General features: G+C 53.2%; 26 protein-coding genes. 6 read left to right on the top strand and 20 right to left on the bottom strand.

The window, feature by feature from the left end:
* Nucleotides 1–59: 59 nt before the first annotated feature.
* Together cycA and bamJ are read right to left on the bottom strand one after the other, a co-directional pair.
* Nucleotides 60–1,472, bottom strand: a complete 1,413-nt coding sequence (gene cycA, locus F3J26_RS08770; RefSeq protein WP_039289735.1) for a D-serine/D-alanine/glycine transporter — start codon at nt 1,470–1,472, stop codon at nt 60–62.
* Between the two features lie 278 nt (nt 1,473–1,750).
* Entirely contained in the window at nt 1,751–2,371 is a 621-nt protein-coding gene (bamJ, locus tag F3J26_RS08765) for a BamJ family beta-barrel-assembly machinery protein (protein WP_008460415.1), read from the bottom strand.
* Nucleotides 2,372–2,642: 271 nt separating this feature from the next.
* On the opposite strand from bamJ, the gene F3J26_RS08760 reads away from it, so the two are divergent.
* Nucleotides 2,643–3,236 (top strand): OapA family protein, encoded by a 594-nt coding sequence (locus F3J26_RS08760; protein WP_166993332.1) that lies wholly within the window; start codon nt 2,643–2,645, stop codon nt 3,234–3,236.
* 69 nt (nt 3,237–3,305) lie between these two features.
* Here F3J26_RS08760 and rplI read toward each other — a convergent pair whose 3' ends face one another.
* Genes rplI through rpsF form a run of 4 tightly spaced genes read right to left on the bottom strand, consistent with a single transcriptional unit; the run spans nt 3,306 to nt 4,747 of the window.
* Nucleotides 3,306–3,755 (bottom strand): 50S ribosomal protein L9, encoded by a 450-nt coding sequence (rplI, locus tag F3J26_RS08755; RefSeq protein ID WP_008460412.1) that lies wholly within the window; start codon nt 3,753–3,755, stop codon nt 3,306–3,308.
* A gap of 41 nt (nt 3,756–3,796) precedes the next feature.
* Nucleotides 3,797–4,024: a 30S ribosomal protein S18 gene (rpsR, locus tag F3J26_RS08750; RefSeq protein WP_000135199.1), complete on the bottom strand. Its 228-nt coding sequence runs from the start codon at nt 4,022–4,024 to the stop codon at nt 3,797–3,799.
* 4 nt (nt 4,025–4,028) lie between these two features.
* Entirely contained in the window at nt 4,029–4,343 is a 315-nt protein-coding gene (gene priB / locus F3J26_RS08745) for a primosomal replication protein N (protein WP_008460409.1), read from the bottom strand.
* Between the two features lie 8 nt (nt 4,344–4,351).
* A complete protein-coding gene (rpsF, locus tag F3J26_RS08740) occupies nt 4,352–4,747 on the bottom strand; it encodes a 30S ribosomal protein S6 (RefSeq protein WP_008460407.1) in 396 nt (131 codons plus the stop codon).
* A gap of 347 nt (nt 4,748–5,094) precedes the next feature.
* On the opposite strand from rpsF, the gene yjfY reads away from it, so the two are divergent.
* Nucleotides 5,095–5,370, top strand: coding sequence for a DUF1471 family protein YjfY (yjfY, locus tag F3J26_RS08735; protein WP_166993329.1), 276 nt, complete (start codon nt 5,095–5,097; stop codon nt 5,368–5,370).
* A 139-nt stretch (nt 5,371–5,509) separates the two neighbouring features.
* Here yjfY and F3J26_RS08730 read toward each other — a convergent pair whose 3' ends face one another.
* From F3J26_RS08730 to ulaA, 6 genes are read right to left on the bottom strand one after another with little or no spacing between them, the layout of a single operon-like run.
* Entirely contained in the window at nt 5,510–6,196 is a 687-nt protein-coding gene (locus F3J26_RS08730; protein ID WP_008460404.1) for an L-ribulose-5-phosphate 4-epimerase, read from the bottom strand.
* Nucleotides 6,196–7,050, bottom strand: a complete 855-nt coding sequence (locus F3J26_RS08725; protein ID WP_166993326.1) for an L-ribulose-5-phosphate 3-epimerase — start codon at nt 7,048–7,050, stop codon at nt 6,196–6,198. The genes F3J26_RS08730 and F3J26_RS08725 overlap by 1 nt, the downstream gene beginning before the upstream one ends.
* A 9-nt stretch (nt 7,051–7,059) precedes the next feature.
* On the bottom strand, nt 7,060–7,710 hold the full coding sequence (locus F3J26_RS08720; RefSeq protein ID WP_008460402.1) for a 3-keto-L-gulonate-6-phosphate decarboxylase UlaD: 651 nt from the start codon (nt 7,708–7,710) through the stop codon (nt 7,060–7,062).
* Nucleotides 7,711–7,722: 12 nt separating this feature from the next.
* Nucleotides 7,723–8,190, bottom strand: a complete 468-nt coding sequence (gene ulaC / locus F3J26_RS08715) for a PTS ascorbate transporter subunit IIA (RefSeq protein WP_166993323.1) — start codon at nt 8,188–8,190, stop codon at nt 7,723–7,725.
* Complete coding sequence (ulaB, locus tag F3J26_RS08710) at nt 8,190–8,504, bottom strand: PTS ascorbate transporter subunit IIB (RefSeq protein ID WP_008460400.1); 315 nt, start codon at nt 8,502–8,504, stop codon at nt 8,190–8,192. The genes ulaC and ulaB overlap by 1 nt, the downstream gene beginning before the upstream one ends.
* Nucleotides 8,505–8,516: 12 nt before the next feature.
* A complete protein-coding gene (ulaA, locus tag F3J26_RS08705) occupies nt 8,517–9,917 on the bottom strand; it encodes a PTS ascorbate transporter subunit IIC (RefSeq protein WP_008460399.1) in 1,401 nt (466 codons plus the stop codon).
* A gap of 358 nt (nt 9,918–10,275) precedes the next feature.
* Between ulaA and ulaG the strand changes: the two genes are divergently transcribed.
* Together ulaG and ulaR are read left to right on the top strand one after the other, a co-directional pair.
* Nucleotides 10,276–11,340, top strand: a complete 1,065-nt coding sequence (ulaG, locus tag F3J26_RS08700) for an L-ascorbate 6-phosphate lactonase (protein ID WP_166993320.1) — start codon at nt 10,276–10,278, stop codon at nt 11,338–11,340.
* 118 nt (nt 11,341–11,458) lie between these two features.
* Nucleotides 11,459–12,214: an HTH-type transcriptional regulator UlaR gene (ulaR, locus tag F3J26_RS08695; protein WP_008460394.1), complete on the top strand. Its 756-nt coding sequence runs from the start codon at nt 11,459–11,461 to the stop codon at nt 12,212–12,214.
* Between the two features lie 3 nt (nt 12,215–12,217).
* On the opposite strand, the gene yjfP is transcribed toward ulaR, so the two are convergent.
* Entirely contained in the window at nt 12,218–12,946 is a 729-nt protein-coding gene (gene yjfP, locus F3J26_RS08690) for an esterase (RefSeq protein ID WP_166993317.1), read from the bottom strand.
* Nucleotides 12,947–13,112: 166 nt separating this feature from the next.
* Between yjfP and bsmA the strand changes: the two genes are divergently transcribed.
* Together bsmA and yjfN are read left to right on the top strand one after the other, a co-directional pair.
* A complete protein-coding gene (bsmA, locus tag F3J26_RS08685) occupies nt 13,113–13,442 on the top strand; it encodes a biofilm peroxide resistance protein BsmA (protein ID WP_008460390.1) in 330 nt (109 codons plus the stop codon).
* 157 nt (nt 13,443–13,599) lie between these two features.
* Nucleotides 13,600–13,875, top strand: coding sequence for a DUF1471 family protease activator YjfN (yjfN, locus tag F3J26_RS08680; RefSeq protein ID WP_008460389.1), 276 nt, complete (start codon nt 13,600–13,602; stop codon nt 13,873–13,875).
* A gap of 15 nt (nt 13,876–13,890) precedes the next feature.
* On the opposite strand, the gene F3J26_RS08675 is transcribed toward yjfN, so the two are convergent.
* The 7 genes from F3J26_RS08675 to hflC all read right to left on the bottom strand — a co-directional run bounded on the left by F3J26_RS08675 (nt 13,891) and on the right by hflC (nt 22,299).
* Nucleotides 13,891–15,525, bottom strand: coding sequence for an isovaleryl-CoA dehydrogenase (locus F3J26_RS08675; RefSeq protein ID WP_166993314.1), 1,635 nt, complete (start codon nt 15,523–15,525; stop codon nt 13,891–13,893).
* A 108-nt stretch (nt 15,526–15,633) separates the two neighbouring features.
* Nucleotides 15,634–16,365 carry a 23S rRNA (guanosine(2251)-2'-O)-methyltransferase RlmB gene (gene rlmB / locus F3J26_RS08670; RefSeq protein ID WP_008460387.1) on the bottom strand — a complete coding sequence of 244 codons (732 nt, stop codon included), beginning with the start codon at nt 16,363–16,365 and terminating at the stop codon, nt 15,634–15,636.
* A 179-nt stretch (nt 16,366–16,544) separates the two neighbouring features.
* Nucleotides 16,545–18,992, bottom strand: coding sequence for a ribonuclease R (rnr, locus tag F3J26_RS08665; RefSeq protein WP_008460386.1), 2,448 nt, complete (start codon nt 18,990–18,992; stop codon nt 16,545–16,547).
* Nucleotides 18,993–19,030: 38 nt separating this feature from the next.
* Nucleotides 19,031–19,456 (bottom strand): nitric oxide-sensing transcriptional repressor NsrR, encoded by a 426-nt coding sequence (gene nsrR, locus F3J26_RS08660; protein WP_008460383.1) that lies wholly within the window; start codon nt 19,454–19,456, stop codon nt 19,031–19,033.
* 177 nt (nt 19,457–19,633) lie between these two features.
* Nucleotides 19,634–20,932: an adenylosuccinate synthase gene (locus F3J26_RS08655; RefSeq protein WP_008453598.1), complete on the bottom strand. Its 1,299-nt coding sequence runs from the start codon at nt 20,930–20,932 to the stop codon at nt 19,634–19,636.
* 102 nt (nt 20,933–21,034) lie between these two features.
* Nucleotides 21,035–21,232, bottom strand: a complete 198-nt coding sequence (locus tag F3J26_RS08650; RefSeq protein WP_166993311.1) for a DUF2065 domain-containing protein — start codon at nt 21,230–21,232, stop codon at nt 21,035–21,037.
* A gap of 62 nt (nt 21,233–21,294) precedes the next feature.
* Nucleotides 21,295–22,299 (bottom strand): protease modulator HflC, encoded by a 1,005-nt coding sequence (gene hflC, locus F3J26_RS08645; protein WP_008453602.1) that lies wholly within the window; start codon nt 22,297–22,299, stop codon nt 21,295–21,297.
* Nucleotides 22,300–22,301: the final 2 nt, after the last annotated feature.

Here is a 22,301-nt window from a genome sequence, read left to right as displayed (position 1 = left end):
CGCCTTACAAAAAAACCTCTCCAGAAAAGGAGAGGTTTTTTAACATTTATACTGCGCGCTTACTTACCGATATTTGCCAGACGTTTCTTACCGATGAACAGCCAACCAGCCCCCAGCACAATGAACCACAGCGGCGTCACGATCAGCGCCTGACGGGTATCATCTTCCAGCGTCAGCAGGACAATCACAAAGACGAAGAACGCCATGCACACCCAGCACATCAGCTTGCCCAGCGGCATCTTATAGATGGACTTCTCGTGCAGATGAGGACGCTGTTTGCGGTACACCAGATACGAGCAAAGAATGATGGTCCAGACGAACATGAACAGAATCGCGGAAACCGTGGTGATCATAGTAAAAGCCGCAATCACGTTCGGGTTCACGTAAAGCATTACCACGCCGCCCAGCAGACAGATACAGGAGAAGGTTAACCCTTTCGCCGGTACCGCACGTTTGGAAAGCTTAGCGAACGCTTTAGGCGCCACGCCGTCCTGCGCCAGGCCGAACAGCATACGGCTGGTGGAGAACACGCCGCTGTTCGCGGAGGAAGCCGCAGAAGTCAGCACCACAAAGTTGATGATACTTGCCGCAGCCGGCAGGCCGACCAGCATGAAGAGCTCAACGAACGGGCTCTTGTTCGGCACCACGGAGCTCCACGGCGTCACCGACATGATGATGATCAGCGAGAAGACGTAGAACATAATGATACGCACCGGGATCGAGTTAATCGCCCGCGGCAGTGATTTTTCAGGATCTTTGGTTTCCGCGGCCGTGGTGCCCACCAGCTCAATGCCCACGAAGGCAAAGACCGCTATCTGGAACCCGGCAAAGAAGCCGCTGATGCCTTTCGGGAACCAGCCGCCATCGTTCCAGAGGTTGTTGAAGGAGGCCTCAACGCCGGACGGGGAATGGAAGCTAGTCAACACCATCACCAGGCCGATGACGATCAGCGCCACAATAGCGACGATTTTGATCATCGCGAACCAGAACTCCATCTCACCGAACATTTTCACGGTGGCCAGGTTCAGGCTCAGCAGCACCAGCACAACGGCCAGCGAGGCGACCCAGTCGGAAAGCCCGGGGAACCAGAACTGGGCGTAGGCGGTTATCGCCACGACGTCCGCCATACCGGTCACCACCCAGCAGAACCAATACGTCCAACCGGTGAAATATCCCGCCCACGGCCCCAGCAAATCTGCGGCAAAATCGCTGAACGATTTATATTCCAGATTCGATAGCAGCAGCTCGCCCATCGCACGCATCACGAAGAACAGCATAAAGCCGATGATCATGTAGACGAAGATGATGGACGGCCCCGCAAGGCTGATGGTTTTCCCTGACCCCATGAACAAGCCGGTGCCGATGGCACCCCCAATGGCAATAAGCTGAATATGGCGGTTTGTTAAATTACGCCGCAGCGACTGCTCGGTCGGCGCCTGAGCGTCATCCGCGACTTTGACCTGATCTACCATGTTTGTATTTTCCTGTACCTGTCTGTTTTTTCAGGCTCTACTGGCCCGTGAACTGTTTTTACGTGATGTTGTTTTGTGTGATACGAGGTAAGAATCGGTGGGATAAATAATAAGCACAAGGGTAATGTTAATTTTTTGTTTAATTTGAGTGTGAAATCGCATTCACTGCGCGATATGGCTCACAAAAATACCCGTAAAACAGGTTAATGCAAGATAAAATCACGCTAGTTTATTATTAGGCAATGCAAAACCCCGCACCTGGCGGGGTTCTGAGCGCTTTACAGAATTTCCAGCAGCTCGACTTCAAACACCAGGGTGCTGAATGGTGGGATAGAAGCACCGGCACCGCGCTCACCGTAAGCGAGGTTGTGCGGAATGGTCAGTTCCCATTTGGAGCCAACCGGCATCAGGGTCAGCGCTTCGATCCAGCCAGCAATAACGCCGCTTACCGGGAACTCTGCCGGTTCGCCACGCTGGACGGAGCTATCGAAAACGGTGCCGTCGATCAGCTTACCGGTGTAATGCACGCGCACGTGATCTTTCCGGGCAGGAATTGGGCCAGTACCCTGAGTGATAACGCGGAACTGCAGGCCAGATTCGGTGCTGCTCACGCCTTCTTTCTCTGCGTTCTCAGCCAGGTATTTCTGGCCTTCTACCGCCAGCTCTTTCTGACGTTCGCGACGCACTTCGTCCGCACGTTCGTGAACTTCACGCAGAGCGCGGTGTACAACGTCAACAGGCACGGCAGGGGCATTCCCTTCCAGCGCGTCACGGAGGCCAGCGACCAACGCTTCTGGCAGTAAACCTTGCAGGCCGGACTCGCTCAGCTGCTGGCCTACCTGCAGACCAATACCGTAACTTGCTTGCGCTTCGACGCTGTCAAAAGAAGGGGTTGTCATGGATTTTCCTTTCATGATGTTTAAAAGCAAGCCCGAAGCATAACAGCGTCAATCCGCAGGGTAAATGACATTGGAGGAAAGGTGACAAATGCAAACGAAACGGGAACAATAGCTTAAGCGGGCGCAAAACTGCGGTTCACCGTCACGGAAACCGGGATTGCCACAGGCATCAAACAGTTAGCGTTTACACTCTAAATAATTCGAGTTGCAGCCAATACCGGCAGCTTGAAGCAGGACGAGTCTATACTGGAAAGTATTCTTTTGAGGAGGGTTGCCCATGCAATTCGCTGTTAAACCATGGCTTACGCGGATTTGGCATGCACCTGAGCATATCCGCTTGTTGGATCCGTTACCTCCCCTGCACCGCCGAGGCATTATCCTTGGCTTCGCGTGCGTCATTCTCGGCTTTCTCCTGCCAGGGGCAGATAATGATAGTCGCCCGGTCTCACGCGATGCACAGCTCTCCGTACAATCTCAGTCACCGATGCAGGCTGAACTGACGCCTTCAACCAATAGCAATGTTCCAGCGACACCGGTTGAGCCTCCACGCGTGGAGGAGCAACCCCAGGCTCCCGTTCCCCATGACAACAATGATATTGAGCAGCAGTGGCGCTCCTATCGCGTAGCGGCCGGCCAGACGATGGCCCAGCTGTTCCGCGATCATAATTTACCGCCAGCGGACGTTTACGCGATGGCGCAGGTTGAAGGTGACAGCAAGCCGCTGAGCAACCTACAGACCGGGCAAATGGTGCAGATCAGGCAGAATGCCAACGGGGTGGTGACGGGCTTAACCATCGATATCGGCAACGATCAGCAGGTGCTGTTTACCCGCCAGCCGAACGGCAGCTTTATTCGCGCGCAGTAAACGCGTCCGGCCTCAGAAAAGCAAAACGCCAGCACGAGGCTGGCGTTTTTACGAGCAGTGAATAAAAACTTATTCAGCTACAACGTTTACAGTCAGTTTAGCGAATACTTCGCTGTGAACCTGGAAGTCCACTTCGTGCTCACCGGTGGTGCGCAGAACGCCGTTCGGCAGGCGAACTTCGCTCTTAGCAACAGCAACGCCAGCTGCAGTTACAGCGTCAGCGATGTCGCGAGTACCGATGGAACCGAACAGTTTACCTTCGTCGCCAGCTTTGGACGCGATGGTTACGGTTTCCAGTGCGTTGATTTTCTCAGCGCGAGCTGCAGCAGCAGCCAGAACGTCAGCCAGTTTAGCTTCCAGTTCTGCACGGCGTGCTTCGAAGAACTCAACGTTTTTCTTGGTAGCAGGAACAGCTTTACCCTGTGGTACCAGGAAGTTACGAGCATAGCCCGCTTTAACGTTAACCTGATCACCCAGGCTACCCAGGTTTGCTACTTTATCAAGCAGAATAACTTGCATTACCTTATCCTCTCAAAGTCGTATTAATGGACCGTGACCGATTACTGATGACGATCAGTGTACGGCAGCAGAGACAGGTAGCGAGCGCGTTTGATAGCGCGAGCCAGCTGACGCTGGTATTTTGCACGGGTACCGGTGATACGGCTTGGGACAATCTTACCGCTTTCGGTGATGTAGTTTTTCAGCGTAGCGATATCTTTATAGTCGATCTCTTGAACGCCTTCCGCGGTGAAACGGCAGAACTTGCGACGACGGAAATAACGTGCCATATGGCTAGTCTCCAGAATCTATCAATTCAATCTGCTCGGCATGCAAGACCACTTTGTTCAGGCCATTTTTCATCTGATGACAAGTAATGAACCCATGAACCGTGATTTGCGTACCGACCGTTATACTGTGAGTAATGGCCTGGTTCGCGTGCCCGCTAACAATCACTGGCATTCGGCACCATGCCTGCCGGTTAAGACCGGCTTCCTCTTGCACAGAACGGTGCTCAAGCACGAACTGGCAGTGAGGAATTCCTGAGGGGCTGACCTTGCGAAGGGGCGTCTTGCACACTGTGCCAGACAACGCCAGGCGGTTGGCCATCATCAGAATTACTCTTCAGAATCCCCAGCATCTGCATCATCAGCGGTTTCGTTAGCGAAATCATCGCGACGCTCACGGCGCTCGTCTTTCGCTTTAACCATTGGAGATGCTTCGGTAACCGCGTGCTTAACGCGCATAACCATGCTGCGGATAACGGCGTCGTTGAAGCGGAAGTTAGTTTCCAGCTCATCGATCGCTTCCTGCGGAGCTTCAACGTTCAGCAGAACGTAGTGAGCTTTGTGCAGTTTGTTGATCGGGTAAGCCAGCTGACGGCGGCCCCAGTCTTCCAGACGGTGGATCGTACCTGCTGCTGCAGTGATTGCACCAGTGTAACGTTCGATCATGCCCGGAACCTGTTCGCTCTGGTCAGGATGGACCATAAAAACGATTTCGTAATGACGCATCGAATTGCTCCTTACGGATTATTCAGCCTCCTGTCAGGGTCAGCCGCGGCCCATGGAAGCAAGGAACGTGTTTGAATTGCGGCTGAAAAATTGACGCGTAATCATACTTACCCAGGCCGCCAAACTCAAGGCCGCAGGCAAATAAATTCTCTTTATGACAGGGGGAATGGCTAACCCTGTGAATTTCAAAACAAAGCAGCAGATCGTCAAAATATTTTGAAAGAGACCATCAGAAATGGTCACTTTTTATTCAGCCATCAGGAATTACACTTATTGGTAACAGGCCGCCACAGCCATTAACAGGAGCGACGACCACGGATTTCAGGTTTGTTGTAGTGGAGCGCATCATGAAAAATATCGTTATTGCCCTTGCCGCTGTTCTGCTCTTTAGCGCAACTGCGGCCGCAGCTATAAAAATCGACGCCCGCCAGGCCAGAAATATGGACGACGTTCAGAGCCTGGGCGTTATTTACATCAACCACAACTTCGCTACCGTTTCTGAAGCGGAATCGGCAATTCAACAGGATGCTGACCAGCACAACGCGAAGTTTTATCACACGATAATCATGAGAGAACCGGGCAGCAACGGCAATATGCACGTCAGCGCTGATATCTACCGGTAGTTTGAGAGTACGCGTAAACACCAGAGAAGACACCACGACCTAAAAATCCATGTTTGACTTGCCCCCGCTTGCGGGGGCTTTTTTTGGATAACGCCCCAATACCGCTGGTGACAGCGGCTTTAACATCCAACACACGCGTTCACTTTTGCCCGTAATAGGCATTCGGACCATGCTTACGCATGAAATGCTTGTTTATCAGGTAATCATCCATGCGGCCAAGGAGGGGATTAATGCCGCGAGCAATCCACGCCATTCTGGCGACTTCTTCCATAACGACCGCGTTATGCACCGCATCATGAGCATCTTTGCCCCAGGCAAAAGGCCCGTGTTGAAACACCACAATTCCCGGCGTATGCAGTGGCTCCATTACGTCCAGCGTTTCAATGATCACCCGCCCGGTGTTCAGCTCGTAATCCTCTTCAACTTCACTGGCGCTTAACGCTCTGGTGCACGGGATGTCGCCAAAGAAGTAGTCCGCATGAGTCGTGCCCAGCGCAGGAATGGCAAGACCGGCCTGCGCCCAGGCCGTAGCATGCGTCGAGTGGGTATGCACCACGCCGCCAAGACGCGGATAGTGGCGATACAACGCCAGATGCGTAGCCGTATCGGAAGAAGGACGGAGCTTACCTTCCACCACATTGCCCTCCAGATCCACCACCACCATATCGTCCACACTCATGATCTCGTAGGCTATGCCGCTGGGTTTAATGACCACCAGCCCACGCTCCCGGTCAATGGCACTCACGTTGCCCCAGGTGAAGGTCACCAGGCCATAGCGCGGTAAATCCATGTTAGCGTCAAAAACCTGCTGTTTGAGCTTTTGCATTATGATGCCTCCACCAGTCCAGCCTGCACCATCCGCGCTCTCACCCAATCGCGCGCGCGCGCCACTTCTGCTGCCGGGTCATCGGCCGTTTCACTCCACATTTCAATCAGGTAGGGGCCACAATAGCCACTCTGTTGGAGAGTCTCAAAACAACCTTCGAAATCAACCACGCCTTCACCAAACGGCACGCTTTTAAACACACCTGGCCTTGCATCCTTCACATGCACTGCGACGATATGCCCCATCCCGGCCTGTAGCTCCATCTGCACATCGTTATCCCACGCGGACAAGTTGCCAATATCAGGATAGAGCTGGAACCACGGATTATTCAGGTAATGGACATAGCCCAATGCCTTACTGACTGAATTCATCAGCGGGTAATCCATGATTTCCATCGCCAGCATCACCTGCGCGCGGCTTGCCAGTTCGACGCACTCTTTAAGGCTCTCGCGAAAACGGCGGCGCGTCTCGTCATTGGCCTCCTGATAATAAACGTCATAACCCGCCAGTTGGATAACTCGAATGCCCACATCCTGTGCCAGTTGAATCGCCTTGCGCATGATCTCCAGACCGTGGTTCCGTACCGCATCGTCTTCGCTACCGAGAGGGAAACGTCGATGAGCACTGAGGCACATAGAAGGAACACGCACACCGGTTTCGGCAATCGCGTTGATCAAAGCGAGGCGCTGTTCTTTGCGCCAGTCCAGGCGAGCCAATCGGGCATCGGTTTCATCAACCGACATCTCGACGAAGTCAAAAAGGAGTGTTTTCGCCAACCGCAGGCGTTCCAGCCAGCACTCCCCGGAGGGAAGTGCTTTTTCATAGATGCCGAGCGGAATATGTTTCGACAGCATAACCGCTCCTTAGCCCCACAACTGGGCAATAGAACGTTTAAACTGCCGTGCCGCTTCCGCAGGTGCAGCCGCATCGCGAATGCTGCGACCGGCAATAAAGACGTGAATCGGAATCCCCTGGAAAAGCGGCAAATCTTCCAGCGTCAGGCCGCCGGTTACGGTGACCTTAAAGCCCATATCAGACAGACATTTAATGGCATTGATATCTGCTTCGCCCCACGCCATACCGGCCGCCTGTGCATCACGGCTACGGTGATAAACCACCTGCGCGATGCCCGCATCACGCCACGCCTTCGCCTGCGACCACGTCCAGTAGCCTGTCAGTTCAATCTGTATGTCACCGTCAAACTCTTTCGCCACATCCAGTGCGCCCTTGACGGTGTTAAGATCCGCACAGCAAATAACGGTTACCCAGTCGGCGCTCGCTTCAAAACACATGCGGGAAAGAATTTTACCGGCATCGGCAATTTTGGCATCAGCCAGCACAATTTTTTGCGGATAGAGCGACTTCAGATCGCGAACGGAGCGTACACCTTCAGCCACACAAAGAATGGTACCAACTTCAATGATGTCCACTTCATCGGCAATCAGGCGGGTTGTTTCATATGCGGAAGACATTGATTGATTATCCAGCGCAACCTGCAACATTGGTAATGACATTTGATGCTCCTTTTAAACAGCCGCCGCAGTGGCATTATCAATTAAATCGAGTACTTCCTGCGTGGTGCGGCAGGCACGTAAACGGTCAAAATTAGCCTCATCTTCAAAGAGATTGACGATCTGCATGATGCCCACTTCCTGATGGGTGCTGGCGTCAATGGCCGCCATGGTGATAAGAATATCGACCGGATCATTATCTTCATGGTTGAACACCAGAGGCGTTTTTAGCGTCACCAGCGCGAAGCCGGTTTTCTTGACCCCCTCTTCCGGGCGGCCATGCGGCATCGCCAGCCCTGGCGCAATCACAAAGTAAGGACCATGCTGCTCAACACCATCAAGAATGGCCTGGTAATAACGCGGCTCAACAATGTCAGCCTTAACCAACAGATCAACACTCAGCTTTACCGCTTCCTGCCAGGTACGGGCCTCAGCCTGTAAAAGGATGGTGTTATTGTCTGCCAGCGAATTACGTAGTTTCATTAGCTGCCCTCCTTCACATCCTGTGGAAAGTGAGCATTGATCACCTCCAGCAGTTTTGGTCCAAAATCAGCAGGCGAGAGCATATTTCGCACCCCCACAACATATTTATTGCCTGTTACGGTGATTTCTCCCGCGATATGCGTGGATGCGATGATGATGTCCGCGCCGTTGAGTTCACTTTTGTATTCCCCCACCGCGCAACTGTTTACCGTATGGTCAATATTTGACTGAGTTAAAAACTGGTCCACTTTCATCTTCATGATCATGGAACTCCCTTGCCCATTGCCACACACGGCCAGGATACGTACGGTCATAATCGAGACTCCTTAGCGAGCAGAAACTTCTGCTGTTTGTTTTTCCGCATCTTCCTCCGCTCGCAAACAACGGCCAGCGAAGAACATATAGGCCAGAGCAATCAGAATGATGACGGCCATAAAGACCAGTCCGACAGAGGCGAAGCCCTGCATCATCGGTGGTGCCAGAATTGACCAGTCGGCCATCCCCATCCAGGCGCTCATGCCAGTGAGTTTTACCGCCCAGACACAGCCAAAGATTTCAATCATCCCCATCACCAGACAAATCTTCAGCGCAGCACGCCAACCGCCAAAGTGATTAGCAAAGACGCCGATGGTGGCGTTCGAGAAGAACATTGGGATAAAGCCCGGAATAATCAGAATGGAAGAACCGAGGCCCACCAGAATACCGACGGCGATCAACTGGCCGATGGTGCCCCACAAAAAGCCCCAAACTACGGCGTTTGGCGCAAAGCTATAGATAGCGGCACAATCAATCGCCAGCACTGCGCCAGGAATCAAACGCTGGGAAATACCGTTGAACGCTTCGGACAGCTCGGCGACGAACATACGCACGCCCTGAGTGATGATGAAAATAGCCACGGCGAACGAGAAACCGGTTTGCAGGATATAGACCGTCCAGTGGGTGCTGCCCGCCATCGCCTGGACAACGTCGATACCAAAGGAGAGCAAAATGGCACCGAAGAAGAGGGTCATCACAATCGCCGTAGAGACGATGTTGTCATGGAAAATATTAAGCCAGCCCGGTAGCTTGAGGTCTTCAACGCTCTCCTCTTTTTTACCAAGATACGGCGCGACTTTATAAGCCACCCAGGAGGCAAACTGCTGTTGATGGCCAATAGAGAAACCGCAGCCGTCAGTCACTTCCTGCGTCGGCTTAAACATCATATTGGCGGTAATGCCCCAGTAGAGCGACACCAGCACTGCAGTACAGATAATCGTCGTCAACATTGGGTAGCCGAAGATATAGAAAGCAACGGCAATCAACCCCGCCTGCTGGAACATGATGTGGCCGGTCAACATGATGGTGCGAATGCCTGTGATCCTGCGAAGCAGAACGTAAATGATGTTCAGCGCCAGCGCGAGTAGTACGGCATATCCCACCCAACTGTAGGCATCACCCATACGCTCAATAGTTGCCATCATTGACGCATAGGTGTCAGAGATCGCGCCATTGATACCATACACTTCCGACATTTTTGCCACCACGGGCTTAAAAGTGCTAGTCAGAATGCCGGAACCCGCCTGCAGCAACATGAAACCAATAATGGTTTTGATGGTGCCTTTAATGATGACGCTGACGCTTTTGCGTAGAAGGATGTAGCCCAGACACGTCACGATACCCAGCAACAGCGGGGCGTTAGTCATGACCTGATTAAAGAACACGGTAAAGACGTTGTAGAGGATCTCCATAACTCTCTCCAGAAATAAGAACGCGAGGGGCAATCCCTTCGTGGTGGGTGCCATCACTCTAGCAATCACAAATGATCACAAAAAGATCAAATTTGATTATTTGTGATGCATCACGCAAATTATTTCCATAGGATGAGAATGGATTATCACCGCCGTTCAAAGCAAAGAAAATAAATCATTAAATTCAATTAAATAACCACAGTTCACCGATATCAAACCAACATAAAGATAGATTTACGCTGCCGTTTTCAAGTCGAAATATCACTATCAGGCTATTGCAAGCTGAATCAAATAGTGCCACTTTAAATCAAATGAAATCACCATATGATTTATTTTGAATTAAAAAGGAGTGAAAACGATGAATAAAGTGAACACGATCACCCGTGAATCATGGGTTCTGAGTACCTTTCCGGAATGGGGGAGCTGGCTGAATGAAGAAATTGAACAAGAGCAGGTTGCGCCGGGCACCTTTGCCATGTGGTGGCTGGGCTGTACAGGCATCTGGCTGAAATCAGAAGGCGGGGCCAATATTTGCACCGATTTCTGGTGCGGAACAGGTAAGCAAAGTCACGGCAACCCGCTGATGAAAATAGGCCATCAGATGCAACGCATGGCGGGCGTGAAGAAACTCCAACCCAACCTACGTACTACACCGTTTGTTCTGGATCCATTCGCCATTCGCCAGATAGATGCCGTACTGTCCACGCACGATCATAATGATCACATTGATGTGAACGTTGCTGCCGCAGTCATGCAGAACTGTGCTGATGACGTACCGTTTATCGGCCCGCAAACCTGCGTTAATCTGTGGATTGGCTGGGGTGTACCGAAAGAACGCTGCATCGTGGTAAAACCTGGCGACGTTATAAAAATAAAAGATATTGAAATCCATGCGCTCGATGCGTTTGACCGTACCGCGCTGATCACGTTACCGGTCGATCAAAAAGCTGCGGGGGTGCTGCCGGACGGGATGGACCAGCGCGCAGTGAACTACTTATTCAAAACGCCGGGTGGCACGCTGTACCACAGCGGTGATTCTCACTACTCTAACTACTACGCAAAACACGGTAACGAGCACCAAATCGATGTGGCTCTGGGCTCCTATGGCGAGAACCCACGCGGTATTACCGACAAAATGACCAGCGCGGATATCCTGCGTATGGCCGAATCACTGAACGCCAAAGTGGTCATCCCGTTCCATCACGATATCTGGTCAAATTTCCAGGCCGACCCACAGGAAATCCGCATGCTGTGGGAAATGAAGAAAGATCGGCTGAAATATCACTTTAAGCCCTTCATCTGGCAGGTTGGGGGGAAATTCACCTGGCCGTTGGACAAAGACAACTACGAATACCACTATCCACGTGGGTTCGATGACTGCTTCACCCTGGAACCCGATCTGCCCTTTAAGTCCTTCCTGTAAGATGTCTCCGGCGAGCGGTCAATACAAACCGCTCGTCGGAATTTCTTTCCGTCCACATTAGTATTTTCATCTGATTTTAAATATTATCTTTGCTTATCACTTTTAATCGGATTTGCTCATGACGGAAGCGCAAAGACATCAAATTTTACTGGATTTGCTTGCACAAACGGGGTTTGTCACCGTGGAGCAAGTGATATCCCGGCTGAAAATCTCTCCCGCAACGGCTCGGCGTGATATCAATAAACTCGACGAGAGCGGCAAACTGAAAAAAGTCCGCAACGGTGCGGAAGCCGTTAGTGAGCAGCGTCCGCGCTGGTCGCCGATGAACATTCATCAGGCTCAAAACCATGATGAAAAAGTACGGATTGCCCGCGCGGCTTCTCAGTTGGTCAGCCCAGGTGAAAGCATTGTTATCAACTGCGGCTCCACAGCCTTTCTGCTCGGCCAACAGATTTGTAGTAAACCGGTACAAATCATTACCAACTACTTACCGCTGGCAAATTATCTTATCGAACAGGAGCATGACAGCGTGGTTATCATGGGGGGGCAGTACAATAAAAGCCACTCTATCACCCTCGGGCCACAGGAGAATGAAACGTCGCTGTATGCCGGACACTGGATGTTTACCAGTGGCAAGGGACTGACCGCCGAAGGTTTGTATAAAACCGATATGCTAACCGCAATGGCAGAGCAGAAGATGCTGGGAGTGGTGGGCAAACTGGTGGTGTTGGTTGACAGCAGCAAAGTCGGGCAACGGGCTGGAATGCTGTTCAGCCGCACAGATCAAATAGATCTGGTCATTACCGGCAAGCAGGCCGATCCTGAAGTCGTGTTAAAACTTCAGGAACGTGGCATCAAAGTCATCCTGGTTTAGTGCTTACAGGTACCGGACAAAAAACTGGCTTGTGGCGTCTAACGCTTCGGGCGTAATGCGATGTTTGACGCCCGCTTCCCATACGCAAGTCAGGTTTTTATCCAGCTTGTTCGCCCCCAGCGCCTGCTGCAACCTGAACGTTTCGACGGCGGGCACAACATCATCTTCTTCACCGTGCCAGAGCAGTAACGGCCTGTTGCTTAGCGCTTCAAGCTGCTCGCCAACATCGTAATCCTTCAGACTGACGATAATCTTGTCACGTACCTCCACCGAAGGTGGAAACAGCGTCTGGGCGAGCGTCGTAAAATAGCCAGATCCCATCAGGCAGGCAACGCAGCGGACTTCAGGCTGCCGCGCCATAATCCCCAGCGCCGTCATGCCCCCCATAGAAGCCCCTCCCACGGCAAGTCTGCCCTCAGCAACACTGCCGGAGTTGATTAATGCCTGATAGAGAGCCGGGAATTCATCAATACTGTTTTTTAAAATCGGCCAGAACTTCTGCAGGCGAGCGTGAGCATCACCGCTGTATCGAGCGCCATGATCGAGCGCATCAGGCATGACAACACGAAATCCCCGCTGCGCCAGCGCCACAGCGAAATAGCTATAGACCAGTTTTGAAGAGGTAAACCCGTGATAGAAAATAACCGTCGGCAGCGGGGACTGCTTCATTCTGGCAGGGACCGCGTGCAGCACTTCAACATCGGCAAACCGCTCATTATAAATTTCGATCATCTTCTCTTCTCCTCCGGCGAAATATCAGGGAAAGTAACGCAGATTAGGGATTATTGTAACGATGAGATCTAGCTAGCGATTTTCATTCGAAAGTCAGCCAAAAGCGCGCCTGAGATAACAAATCGGGAACATTCCCCCTTTGCACGGCCAAACCCGGAACTACACTATGATCGTCAAGAAACGAGAAACCATCATGCCACGGCTATCCGTACTATTTTTGGCAGCCTTACTCAGCGCCTGCAGCGTGCTTCAGGGTACACCGCAACCAGCACCGTCGCCGACGAATTATCCGCAGGAAGTACAGCGCACTCAGACTGCGGAATTAACAAAAATAGGCACCGTGACCGCCGTGGTACGTGGCTCTCCGATGGACTCAGAAGCCATTATTAAGAAGAAAGCCGCAGCAGCAAAAGCCGATTATTATCTCATCATTATGAATGATGAGACGGTTATCCCGGGCCAGTGGTATTCACAGGCTATTTTGTATCGAAAATAGCCGAGGCCGATAGCCGTTATTTATTGATATTTACACAGCTTTTCGCCGCTTGATCGTTTCTTATGCACAATGGACCTCGCCCTCAGGAAGCGGGGTCAGCTTTGAGTAAGCGAAGGATTGCCCTGTCACTTCGGGGTAAAATGATAAGGAACTGACAATGAAACGATCCCTTGCCTTAACGACACTGCTGTTATCTGTTGGCCTCATTCCGACTCTGGCGCAGTCCGCCGAGTTTGCCAGCGCGGACTGCGTAACGGGCCTCAATGAAATCGGATTAATTTCGGTCAATAACATTGCCGGCAGCCCGCAGGACGTCGAACGTATGATCGCGCTGAAAGCTGACGAGCAAGGCGCTTCCTGGTACCGCATTATTCAGATGCAGGAAAACTCTCTGGCCGATAGCTGGCGAGCGCAGGCCATTCTCTACGCGTAAAGGCCCGCGATTTTATTAAGCCACGCCTCCCGTTGCCCGCAGCAGCACGTCATTGATGACCTGCTCGGGCAAAAGCGATTCTCCCCGTTCATCCAGCATCATACGGCACCAGGCTTCCGCTGCCGGGGGTGAAAGTGATTTAAGTAATTGTGCCCCACAGGCGAGATTAGCCAGCTGCTGAGTAATTTCTCTGCCTCTCTCCTCCTGAGGCTTCCGCAAACGCTGCTGCAACTGCCGCCAGTTGCGATCGAAATGCCGGTTTTGCCCTTTAACCTCATCAAATTCGCTGCACAGCATCTCCATTGCCGCAGGCTGTTTGGCGAACACGCGCAGCACATCAAGGCTCATAATATTGCCCGATCCTTCCCAGATGCTGTTTACAGGCATTTCACGATATAACCGAGGCAACTCGCTCTCTTCGCAGTAGCCCACGCCACCCAGTACCTCCATCGTTTCTGCCACAAAAGGGATCCCTGCTTTACAGATGCTGAATTTCGCGGCCGGGGTCAACAAACGACTGTAGGCCAGCTGTAGAGCATTGTCCGGCGACTCCCACGCTCGCGCCAGACGGAAAAGAAAAGCCGTCTGGCCTTCAAGCCGCAGCGCCATTTTTCCCAGTAGCTGACGCATCATCGGCTGTTCGATAAGCGTTTTGCCAAAGGCCTGCCGCTGAAGGGCGTGGCACAAGGCCACGGAGAGTGCTCGCCGCATCAGACCGTGACTCCCCAGCGCACAGTCGAAGCGGGTAAATCCGCCCATCTTCAAAATATGACGAATGCCTTCGCCTTCCTCACCAATAAGCCAGGCCGTGGCATCACAGAACTCGACTTCACTGCTGGCGTTTGAACGGTTACCCAGCTTGTCCTTGAGCCGTTCAAGACGAACGGCATTGCGCTGGCCGTCCGGCAGAATACGCGGTAAGAAGAAGCACGACAGTCCGTCCTTAGCCTGAGCAAGCACCAAATGCGCATCGCTTTGCGGCACGGAGAAAAACCATTTGTGCCCCACCAGCCGGTAAGCCTCACCGGCCCCTCGGCCAGCCAGCGGTTCTGCGCGAGTCGTGTTACTCAGCACGTCAGATCCACCCTGCTTTTCAGTCATTCCCATACCGATCAGCAAACCACGTTTTTGTTCACCCGACAGCAAATGTGCATCATAGCGATCGCTCAGCAAGGGCTTGCGCCAGCCTTCAAATACTTTGGGTAAATGCTGTAGCAGCAGTGGCGTTGCTCCAAACGTCATCGTAATCGGGCAAAGCGTGCCCGCTTCAACCTGAGCATGTTGGATAAACCGAGCCGCACGGGCAACAAAAGCGCCCTGACGAGCATCTTCTTGCCAGGCCAGGTTGTGAACCCGATTAGCAAACAGGCCTTGCATCAGCAAATGCCAGGCGGGGTGAAAACGAACGTCGTCCAGGCGCTCTCCGCTGGCGTCAAACCGCAGCAGCTCCGGCGGATTGATGTTTGCCAGGCGGCCGAGCTCCAGAGATTCTGCAGATCCCAGCTGTTGGCCGATGCTGGCCAGCAGTTCAACATCCCAGCCAGCCCCTTCACGGACGACAGCTTCTCGCAACGGGATGTCTGAAAGAAAAAGATTGCTGTTGCTGAGGGGTTTGGGTTGATTAAAAACGGTGTGAGTTTGCCAGCGCATGCTGTTCCCTCCATCTGTGGCAATGCCAGTAAGTATGGACGGAGATGCGGGTTCTGCGCGGAGGGGGATCACAAACGGGGTGTTTCCACCCCATTCAGATGATGTGGCTTAACCGCGCTGACGCACGATTTCGAACAGGCAAACGCCGGTGGCAACGGACACGTTCAGAGAAGAAACGGTCCCGGCCATTGGAATGCTGACCAACTCATCGCAGTGCTCGCGGGTCAGACGACGCATGCCTTCACCTTCTGCGCCCATAACCAGCGCCATCGGGCCAGTGAATTTGCTCTGGAACAGAGTATGGTCCGCTTCACCGGCGGTGCCGACGATCCAGACGTTCTCTTCCTGCAGCAGACGCATGGTGCGGGCCAGGTTGGTGACGCGAATCAGCGGCACATTCTCCGCTGCGCCACAGGCAACTTTTTTTGCCGTCGCATTCAGCTGCGCGGAACGATCCTTCGGGACGATAACGGCATGCACACCGGCCGCGTCTGCGCTACGCAGGCAGGCACCAAGGTTATGCGGATCTGTTACACCGTCCAGAATCAGCAGGAACGGACGTTCGTGTTCGGCGATCAGGTCAGGCAAATCGTTTTCCTGATACTGGCGGCCCGGCTTCACTCGGGCGATGATACCCTGGTGTACCGCGCCTTCGGCTTTCTCGTCGAGCCACTGGCGATTTGCCACCTGCACCGGGATCCCTTGTGCTTCAATAGCGTGGATCAGCGGCAGCAGGCGCTTGTCTTCGCGACCTTTCAGGATAAAGACTTCCTGAAAACGCTGCGGAGCACGTTCAAGCAGGGCCTGGACGGCGTGAATGCCGTAAATAATTTCACTCATCGATATCACTCATTGCGGACGAGGGTTCGCCCGTGTTGGTTTGTTCATAATCGGGATTTTTCCCCTCACCCCGGCCCTCTCCCCAAAGGGGCGAGGGGGAAAACGATAAAAGCATACATTATCGTTCTGTTTGCCCCCTCTCCCTCTCCGGGAGGGAATACGCCAGAGTGAGGGTAATATCAGCTCGCCTGCTTCTTCGCGGCGCGCTTCGCCTTCGTTGCTGCGGCTATTTTACGGGTTTTGTCAGACGGCGCTTTGGCTTTCTTCGGTTTCTTTCCAGCCTTCTCTTTCTTTGCTTTCGCTCCGTCTTTCTCTTTACGGAAAGCATTGTCCGGTTCGAAGTTTACGCGCTTGCCTGCCTGACGGCGCTTAGATGGCGCACCACCCTTTCCGCCTCGCTTCGCTTTGTCTTTTGCCGTTTTACCTTCGCCACGCGGCGCACGCGAGCTTGAGATCAACGCGAAGTCAATTTTACGTTCGTCCATGTGTACAGCTTCCACCCGAACCTCAACGCGATCGCCCAGACGATAAGTCTGCCCGCCGGATTCGCCAATCAGGCGCTGACCAATCTGGTCAAAGCGGTAGTAGTCGTTGTCCAACGTCGAGACGTGAACCAGGCCGTCGATAAACAAATCGTCCAGACGCACGAAGAAACCGAAGCCTGTTACGCTGGCAATAATGCCGTTGAATACCTGGCCGACCTGATCCTGCATAAAGTCGCACTTCAACCAGTCCGCTACGTCGCGAGTCGCTTCGTCAGCGCGGCGTTCGGTCATCGAGCAGTGCTGACCCAACTGCAGCATCTCTTCCATGCTGTAGTGCCAGCCGCCGGATTCGGTGCTGTTCCCGGTATGCCCCTGCTCTTTTGCCAGTAAGTATTTAATGGCGCGGTGCAGGGACAAGTCCGGGTAGCGACGAATTGGCGAAGTAAAGTGCGCGTAGGACTGCAGCGCCAGACCAAAGTGCCCCCGGTTTTCCGGATCGTAAATCGCCTGTTTCATCGAGCGCAGCAGCATGGTTTGCAGCATTTCGTGGTCAGGGCGATCGGCGATAGATTCCAGCAGATCGGCGTAATCACGCGGTTCTGGTTTCTGCCCGCCTGGCAACTCAAGGCCCAGCTCAGCCAGCACCGAACGGAACGCAGTGATCGCATCGTTGCTTGGGCGATCGTGATCGCGGAACAGCGCTGGCTCGTTATTCTTCTCGACAAAACGCGCCGCCGAGATGTTAGCGAGGATCATACACTCTTCGATCAGTTTGTGTGCATCGTTACGCACGGTCTGCTCGACGCGCTCAATGCGGCGCTCAGCGTTGAAGATAAACTTTGCTTCTTCGCTTTCAAACGAGATCCCGCCGCGTTGAGCACGAGAAACTTCCAGCACTTTGTAGAGGTTATGCAGCTCTTCGATGTGTTTAACCAGCGGCGCATATTGCTCGCGCAGTTCCTGATCGCCCTGCAGCATATGCCAGACCTTGGTGTAGGTCAGACGCGCATGGGAGCTCATCACCGCTTCATAGAATTTATAGCCCGTCAGGCGCCCTGCCGCGGAGATGGTCATCTCGCAGACCATACACAGGCGGTCAACCTGCGGGTTGAGGGAACACAGGCCGTTTGAAAGCACTTCCGGCAGCATCGGTACTACCTGCGACGGGAAGTAAACTGACGTCCCGCGATTGCGGGCTTCGTTATCCAGCGCCGTAGGGGGACGAACGTAGTAACTTACGTCGGCAATCGCAACCCACAGGCGCCAGCCACCGCCGCGTTTTTTCTCGCAGAATACGGCATCGTCAAAGTCACGCGCGTCTTCGCCGTCGATGGTCACCAGCGGTAGATCGCGCAGATCAACACGGCCGATTTTAGCTTCTTCCGGCACTTCTTCTTTCAGTTTTGCAACCTGGGCTTCAACTTCTTTCGGCCAGACGTGCGGGATTTCATGGGTACGCAGCGCCATATCAACGGCCATGCCGGTATCCATGTTGTCGCCAAGCACTTCAACAATCTTACCGATCGCTTTGGTACGACGGGTCGGACGCTGGGTCAGCTCGACCACCACCACAAAGCCCATACGGGCGCCCATCAGCGCTTCCGGCGGGATCAGAATGTCGAAGCTCAGGCGGCTGTCGTCCGGCACCACAAAACCTACGCCTGCGTCGGTAAAGTAGCGGCCAACAATCAGCCCGGTTCTTGGCTCCAGCACTCGCACAATACGCGCTTCGCGGCGGCCTTTACGGTCCGCGCCGAGCGGCTGCGCCAGCACCAGATCGCCATGCATGCACATTTTCATCTGCTCGGATGAAAGATAGAGATCGTCTTTACTTCCTTCAACTCGCAGGAAACCGAATCCGTCGCGGTGGCCGATCACTTTACCTTTCAGCAGATCCAGGCGTTCCGGCAGCGCGTAACACTGGCGGCGGGTGAAGACCAGTTGGCCATCACGCTCCATCGCACGGAGGCGGCGGCGCAAAGCTTCAAGCTGTTCTTCACCGGAGATTTTTAGTTCTTCCGCCAGCTCTTCGCGGCTGGCCGGTTTTTCACGTTTTGAGAGATGGTCGAGAATAAACTCCCGGCTTGGGATCGGGTTTTCGTATTTTTCGGCTTCTCGTTCCTGGAAAGGATCTTTTGACATTTCGGGTCCTCCGTTGTCATCCGCAGATGGAATCGTGATTATTCCACCAGCAGTAATTTGTAGAGCGGTTGGTTTTGGTCCACCAGGTCGGCCAGCGTGTGCTTGTCCAGTTCCTGAAGGAAACTCTGCACCGCCTCAGCCAAAGCCTGTTTGAGTCGGCAGGCGGGGGTGATATGACAAAACTCACTGCTACAGTTCACCAATGAGAGCGGCTCCAGCTCGCGCACCACGTCGCCAATGCGGATCGTTTCCGCTGGCTTACCAAGGCGAATGCCGCCATTTTTTCCTCGCACGGCCATAACATAGCCCGCGCGGCTGAGTTGATTGATGATTTTCACCATGTGATTACGGGACACGCCGTACACCTCTGTGACTTCAGAGATATTGGTCATTCTCCCTTCGGGAAGAGAAGCCATATAAATCAAAGCACGTAAACCGTAATCAGTAAAACTCGTTAACTGCACATCAACCTCATGGGTGGGAGGGGAAACGCTTTGCGTAAGGCAAGTTGTACCTTAAAGCAGGTACATATTGATGATAAACCAGCCATATGGTTGCCAGCTAATTTATTTGATTGGAATGATGAATAAAGCGGCGGGAAGAAAGCGATACGGGGTGTGAAACCACACCCCGTGACATCATTATGCGTCGAACGGATCGCGCAGAATCATGGTTTCAGTCCGGTCCGGGCCGGTTGAAATAATATCAATCGGTACGCCGGTGACTTCTTCAATGCGTTTGATGTAGTTCAGCGCTGCCTGCGGCAGACCGCTGCGCTCTTTCACGCCGAAAGTGGTTTCAGACCAGCCTGGCATCACTTCATAAATCGGTTCGATACCTTCCCAGTCATCCGCAGCCATTGGCGTGGTGGTCACTTCACGACCATCAGGCATACGATAGCCTACGCAGATTTTCACTTCTTTCAGGCCGTCCAGGACGTCAAGCTTGGTCAGGCAGAAGCCGGACAAGGAGTTGATCTGCACGGCACGACGCACGGCAACCGCATCCAGCCAGCCGGTACGACGGCGACGACCGGTAGTAGCCCCGAATTCGTTACCCTGTTTGCACAGGAATTCGCCGATGTCATCAAACAGTTCAGTTGGGAACGGACCAGCACCCACGCGAGTGGAGTAAGCTTTGATAATACCCAGAACGTAATCCACATAGCGCGGACCGATGCCGGAGCCGGTCGCAACGCCACCTGCGGTGGTGTTAGAGGAGGTTACGTACGGATAGGTACCGTGGTCGATGTCCAGCAGCGTACCCTGAGCACCTTCGAACATGATGAAGTCGCCGCGTTGACGCGCCTGATCCAGCAGGTCAGAGACATCCACAACCATGCTGGTCAGAATGTCGGCAACCGCCATCGCATCGTCCAGCACTTTCTGGTAGTCAACGGCTTCAACTTTGTAGAAGTTCACCAGCTGGAAGTTATGGTATTCCATCACTTCTTTCAGCTTGTCTGCAAAGGTGGCTTTGTCGAACAGGTCGCCAACGCGCAGGCCACGACGGGCCACTTTGTCTTCGTAAGCCGGCCCGATGCCGCGACCGGTTGTACCGATAGCTTTCGCGCCGCGAGCTTTTTCACGCGCAACGTCCAGCGCAACGTGGTAGTCAAGGATCAGCGGGCAAGCTTCTGACAGCAGCAGACGCTCACGTACTGGAATACCGCGGTCTTCCAGACCTTTCATCTCTTTCATCAGCGCAGCTGGAGACAGCACAACGCCGTTACCGATGATGCTGGTGACGTTTTCGCGAAGAATGCCTGATGGAATAAGATGAAGAACGGTTTTTTCACCGTTGATTACGAGAGTGTGACCTGCGTTGTGACCGCCCTGGTAGCGCACAACATATTTAGCCCGTTCAGTCAGAAGATCGACGATCTTTCCTTTACCTTCGTCACCCCATTGGGTGCCCAGTACGACGACGTTGTTACCCATTTTTCAAAATCACCGTTTGCTTAAAAATGGATTCTACCATCGGTTTCTCAGATGAACAGCCCTTTTAGTATACAAAATCAGTTTCTGCCGGATAAATTTCACTCAGCTACTGGCGCGACTCAACATGTAGTAGATAACGATGCCAGCAACCACAAGACCACCGCCAAAACGGCGCAATAGCGTGTCCGGTAATTGCGCCATAGCCAGAATCATTCGCCGCCAAATGCGCGGAAAAAGCATCGGTCCCAGGCCTTCGAGTACCAAAACCAGCGCAAGCGCCAGCCAGATTGTTGAATTCATAATCATCCTTTGCGGGCATAAAAAAAGAGCCGGTAAACCGGCTCTTTCTCATTACTCAGCGATTAGCGTGAGCTATTAGCTGGCGTTTTCATGTAGCGGAAGAAGTCGCTGTCCGGGCTCAGTACCATGATGTCCTGATTAGACTGGAAGCTGGCTTCATAAGCACGCAGGCTACGGATAAAGGCGTAGAAGTCTGGATCCTGGCTAAACGCATCAGCAAACAGCTTCGCGGCTTCAGCATCACCTTCACCACGAGAGATACGTCCTTCACGCTCGGCTTCTGCCAGCGTACGGGTAACTTCGTAGTCTGCGGTTGCACGCAGCTTCTCAGCTTCTTCCTGACCCTGTGAACGGTGACGACGGGCAACCGCTTCACGCTCTGCACGCATACGGTTGTAAATCGCCTCGGACACTTCAGCAGGCAGGTTAATCTGCTTAATACGGACGTCCACAACTTCAATACCCAACGCCGCCATACTGTTCGGGTTAACCACCGGCACTTTACCGTTGGTCTCTTCAGTAATACGCGCCGCTGCGGAAGCAATGGCATCGTCAGCTGCAGGCGTTGCGACTTCATCATCCGTGCCCGCAGAACCGGAGTTCAGAGCGTCACGGACGTCCAGCGTCAGGCGACCACGGGAATCGGTCACGATGTCTTTCACATCCAGACGACCAATCTCAGACCGCAGACGGTCACTGAACTTACGCTTCAGCAGGACTTCTGCCTGAGAAACATCACCACCACCGGTGGCAAGGTAGTAACGGCTGAAGTCGCTGATGCGCCACTTGATGTAGGAGTCAACGATCAGGTCTTTTTTCTCTTTGGTTACAAAGCGATCGGCCTGGTTGTCCATCGTCTGGATACGCGCATCCAGGGTTTTCACGGTTTCAATGAACGGGATCTTGAAGTGCAGACCAGGCTCATACACGACCGGTTTGTTTTCATCATCACGCAGGACTTTGCCGAAGCGTAATGTAATGCCGCGCTCGCCCTCATGCACCACAAACAGCGAGGTGTAGATCACGACCAGCACGATGATAATTACTGCCACAAAAGACTTACGCATCG

It is taken from the genome of Enterobacter sp. Ap-867 (assembly GCF_011752855.1).
Lineage (GTDB): Bacteria > Pseudomonadota > Gammaproteobacteria > Enterobacterales > Enterobacteriaceae > Cedecea.
This window is presented reverse-complemented; position numbering and strand designations above follow the sequence as displayed.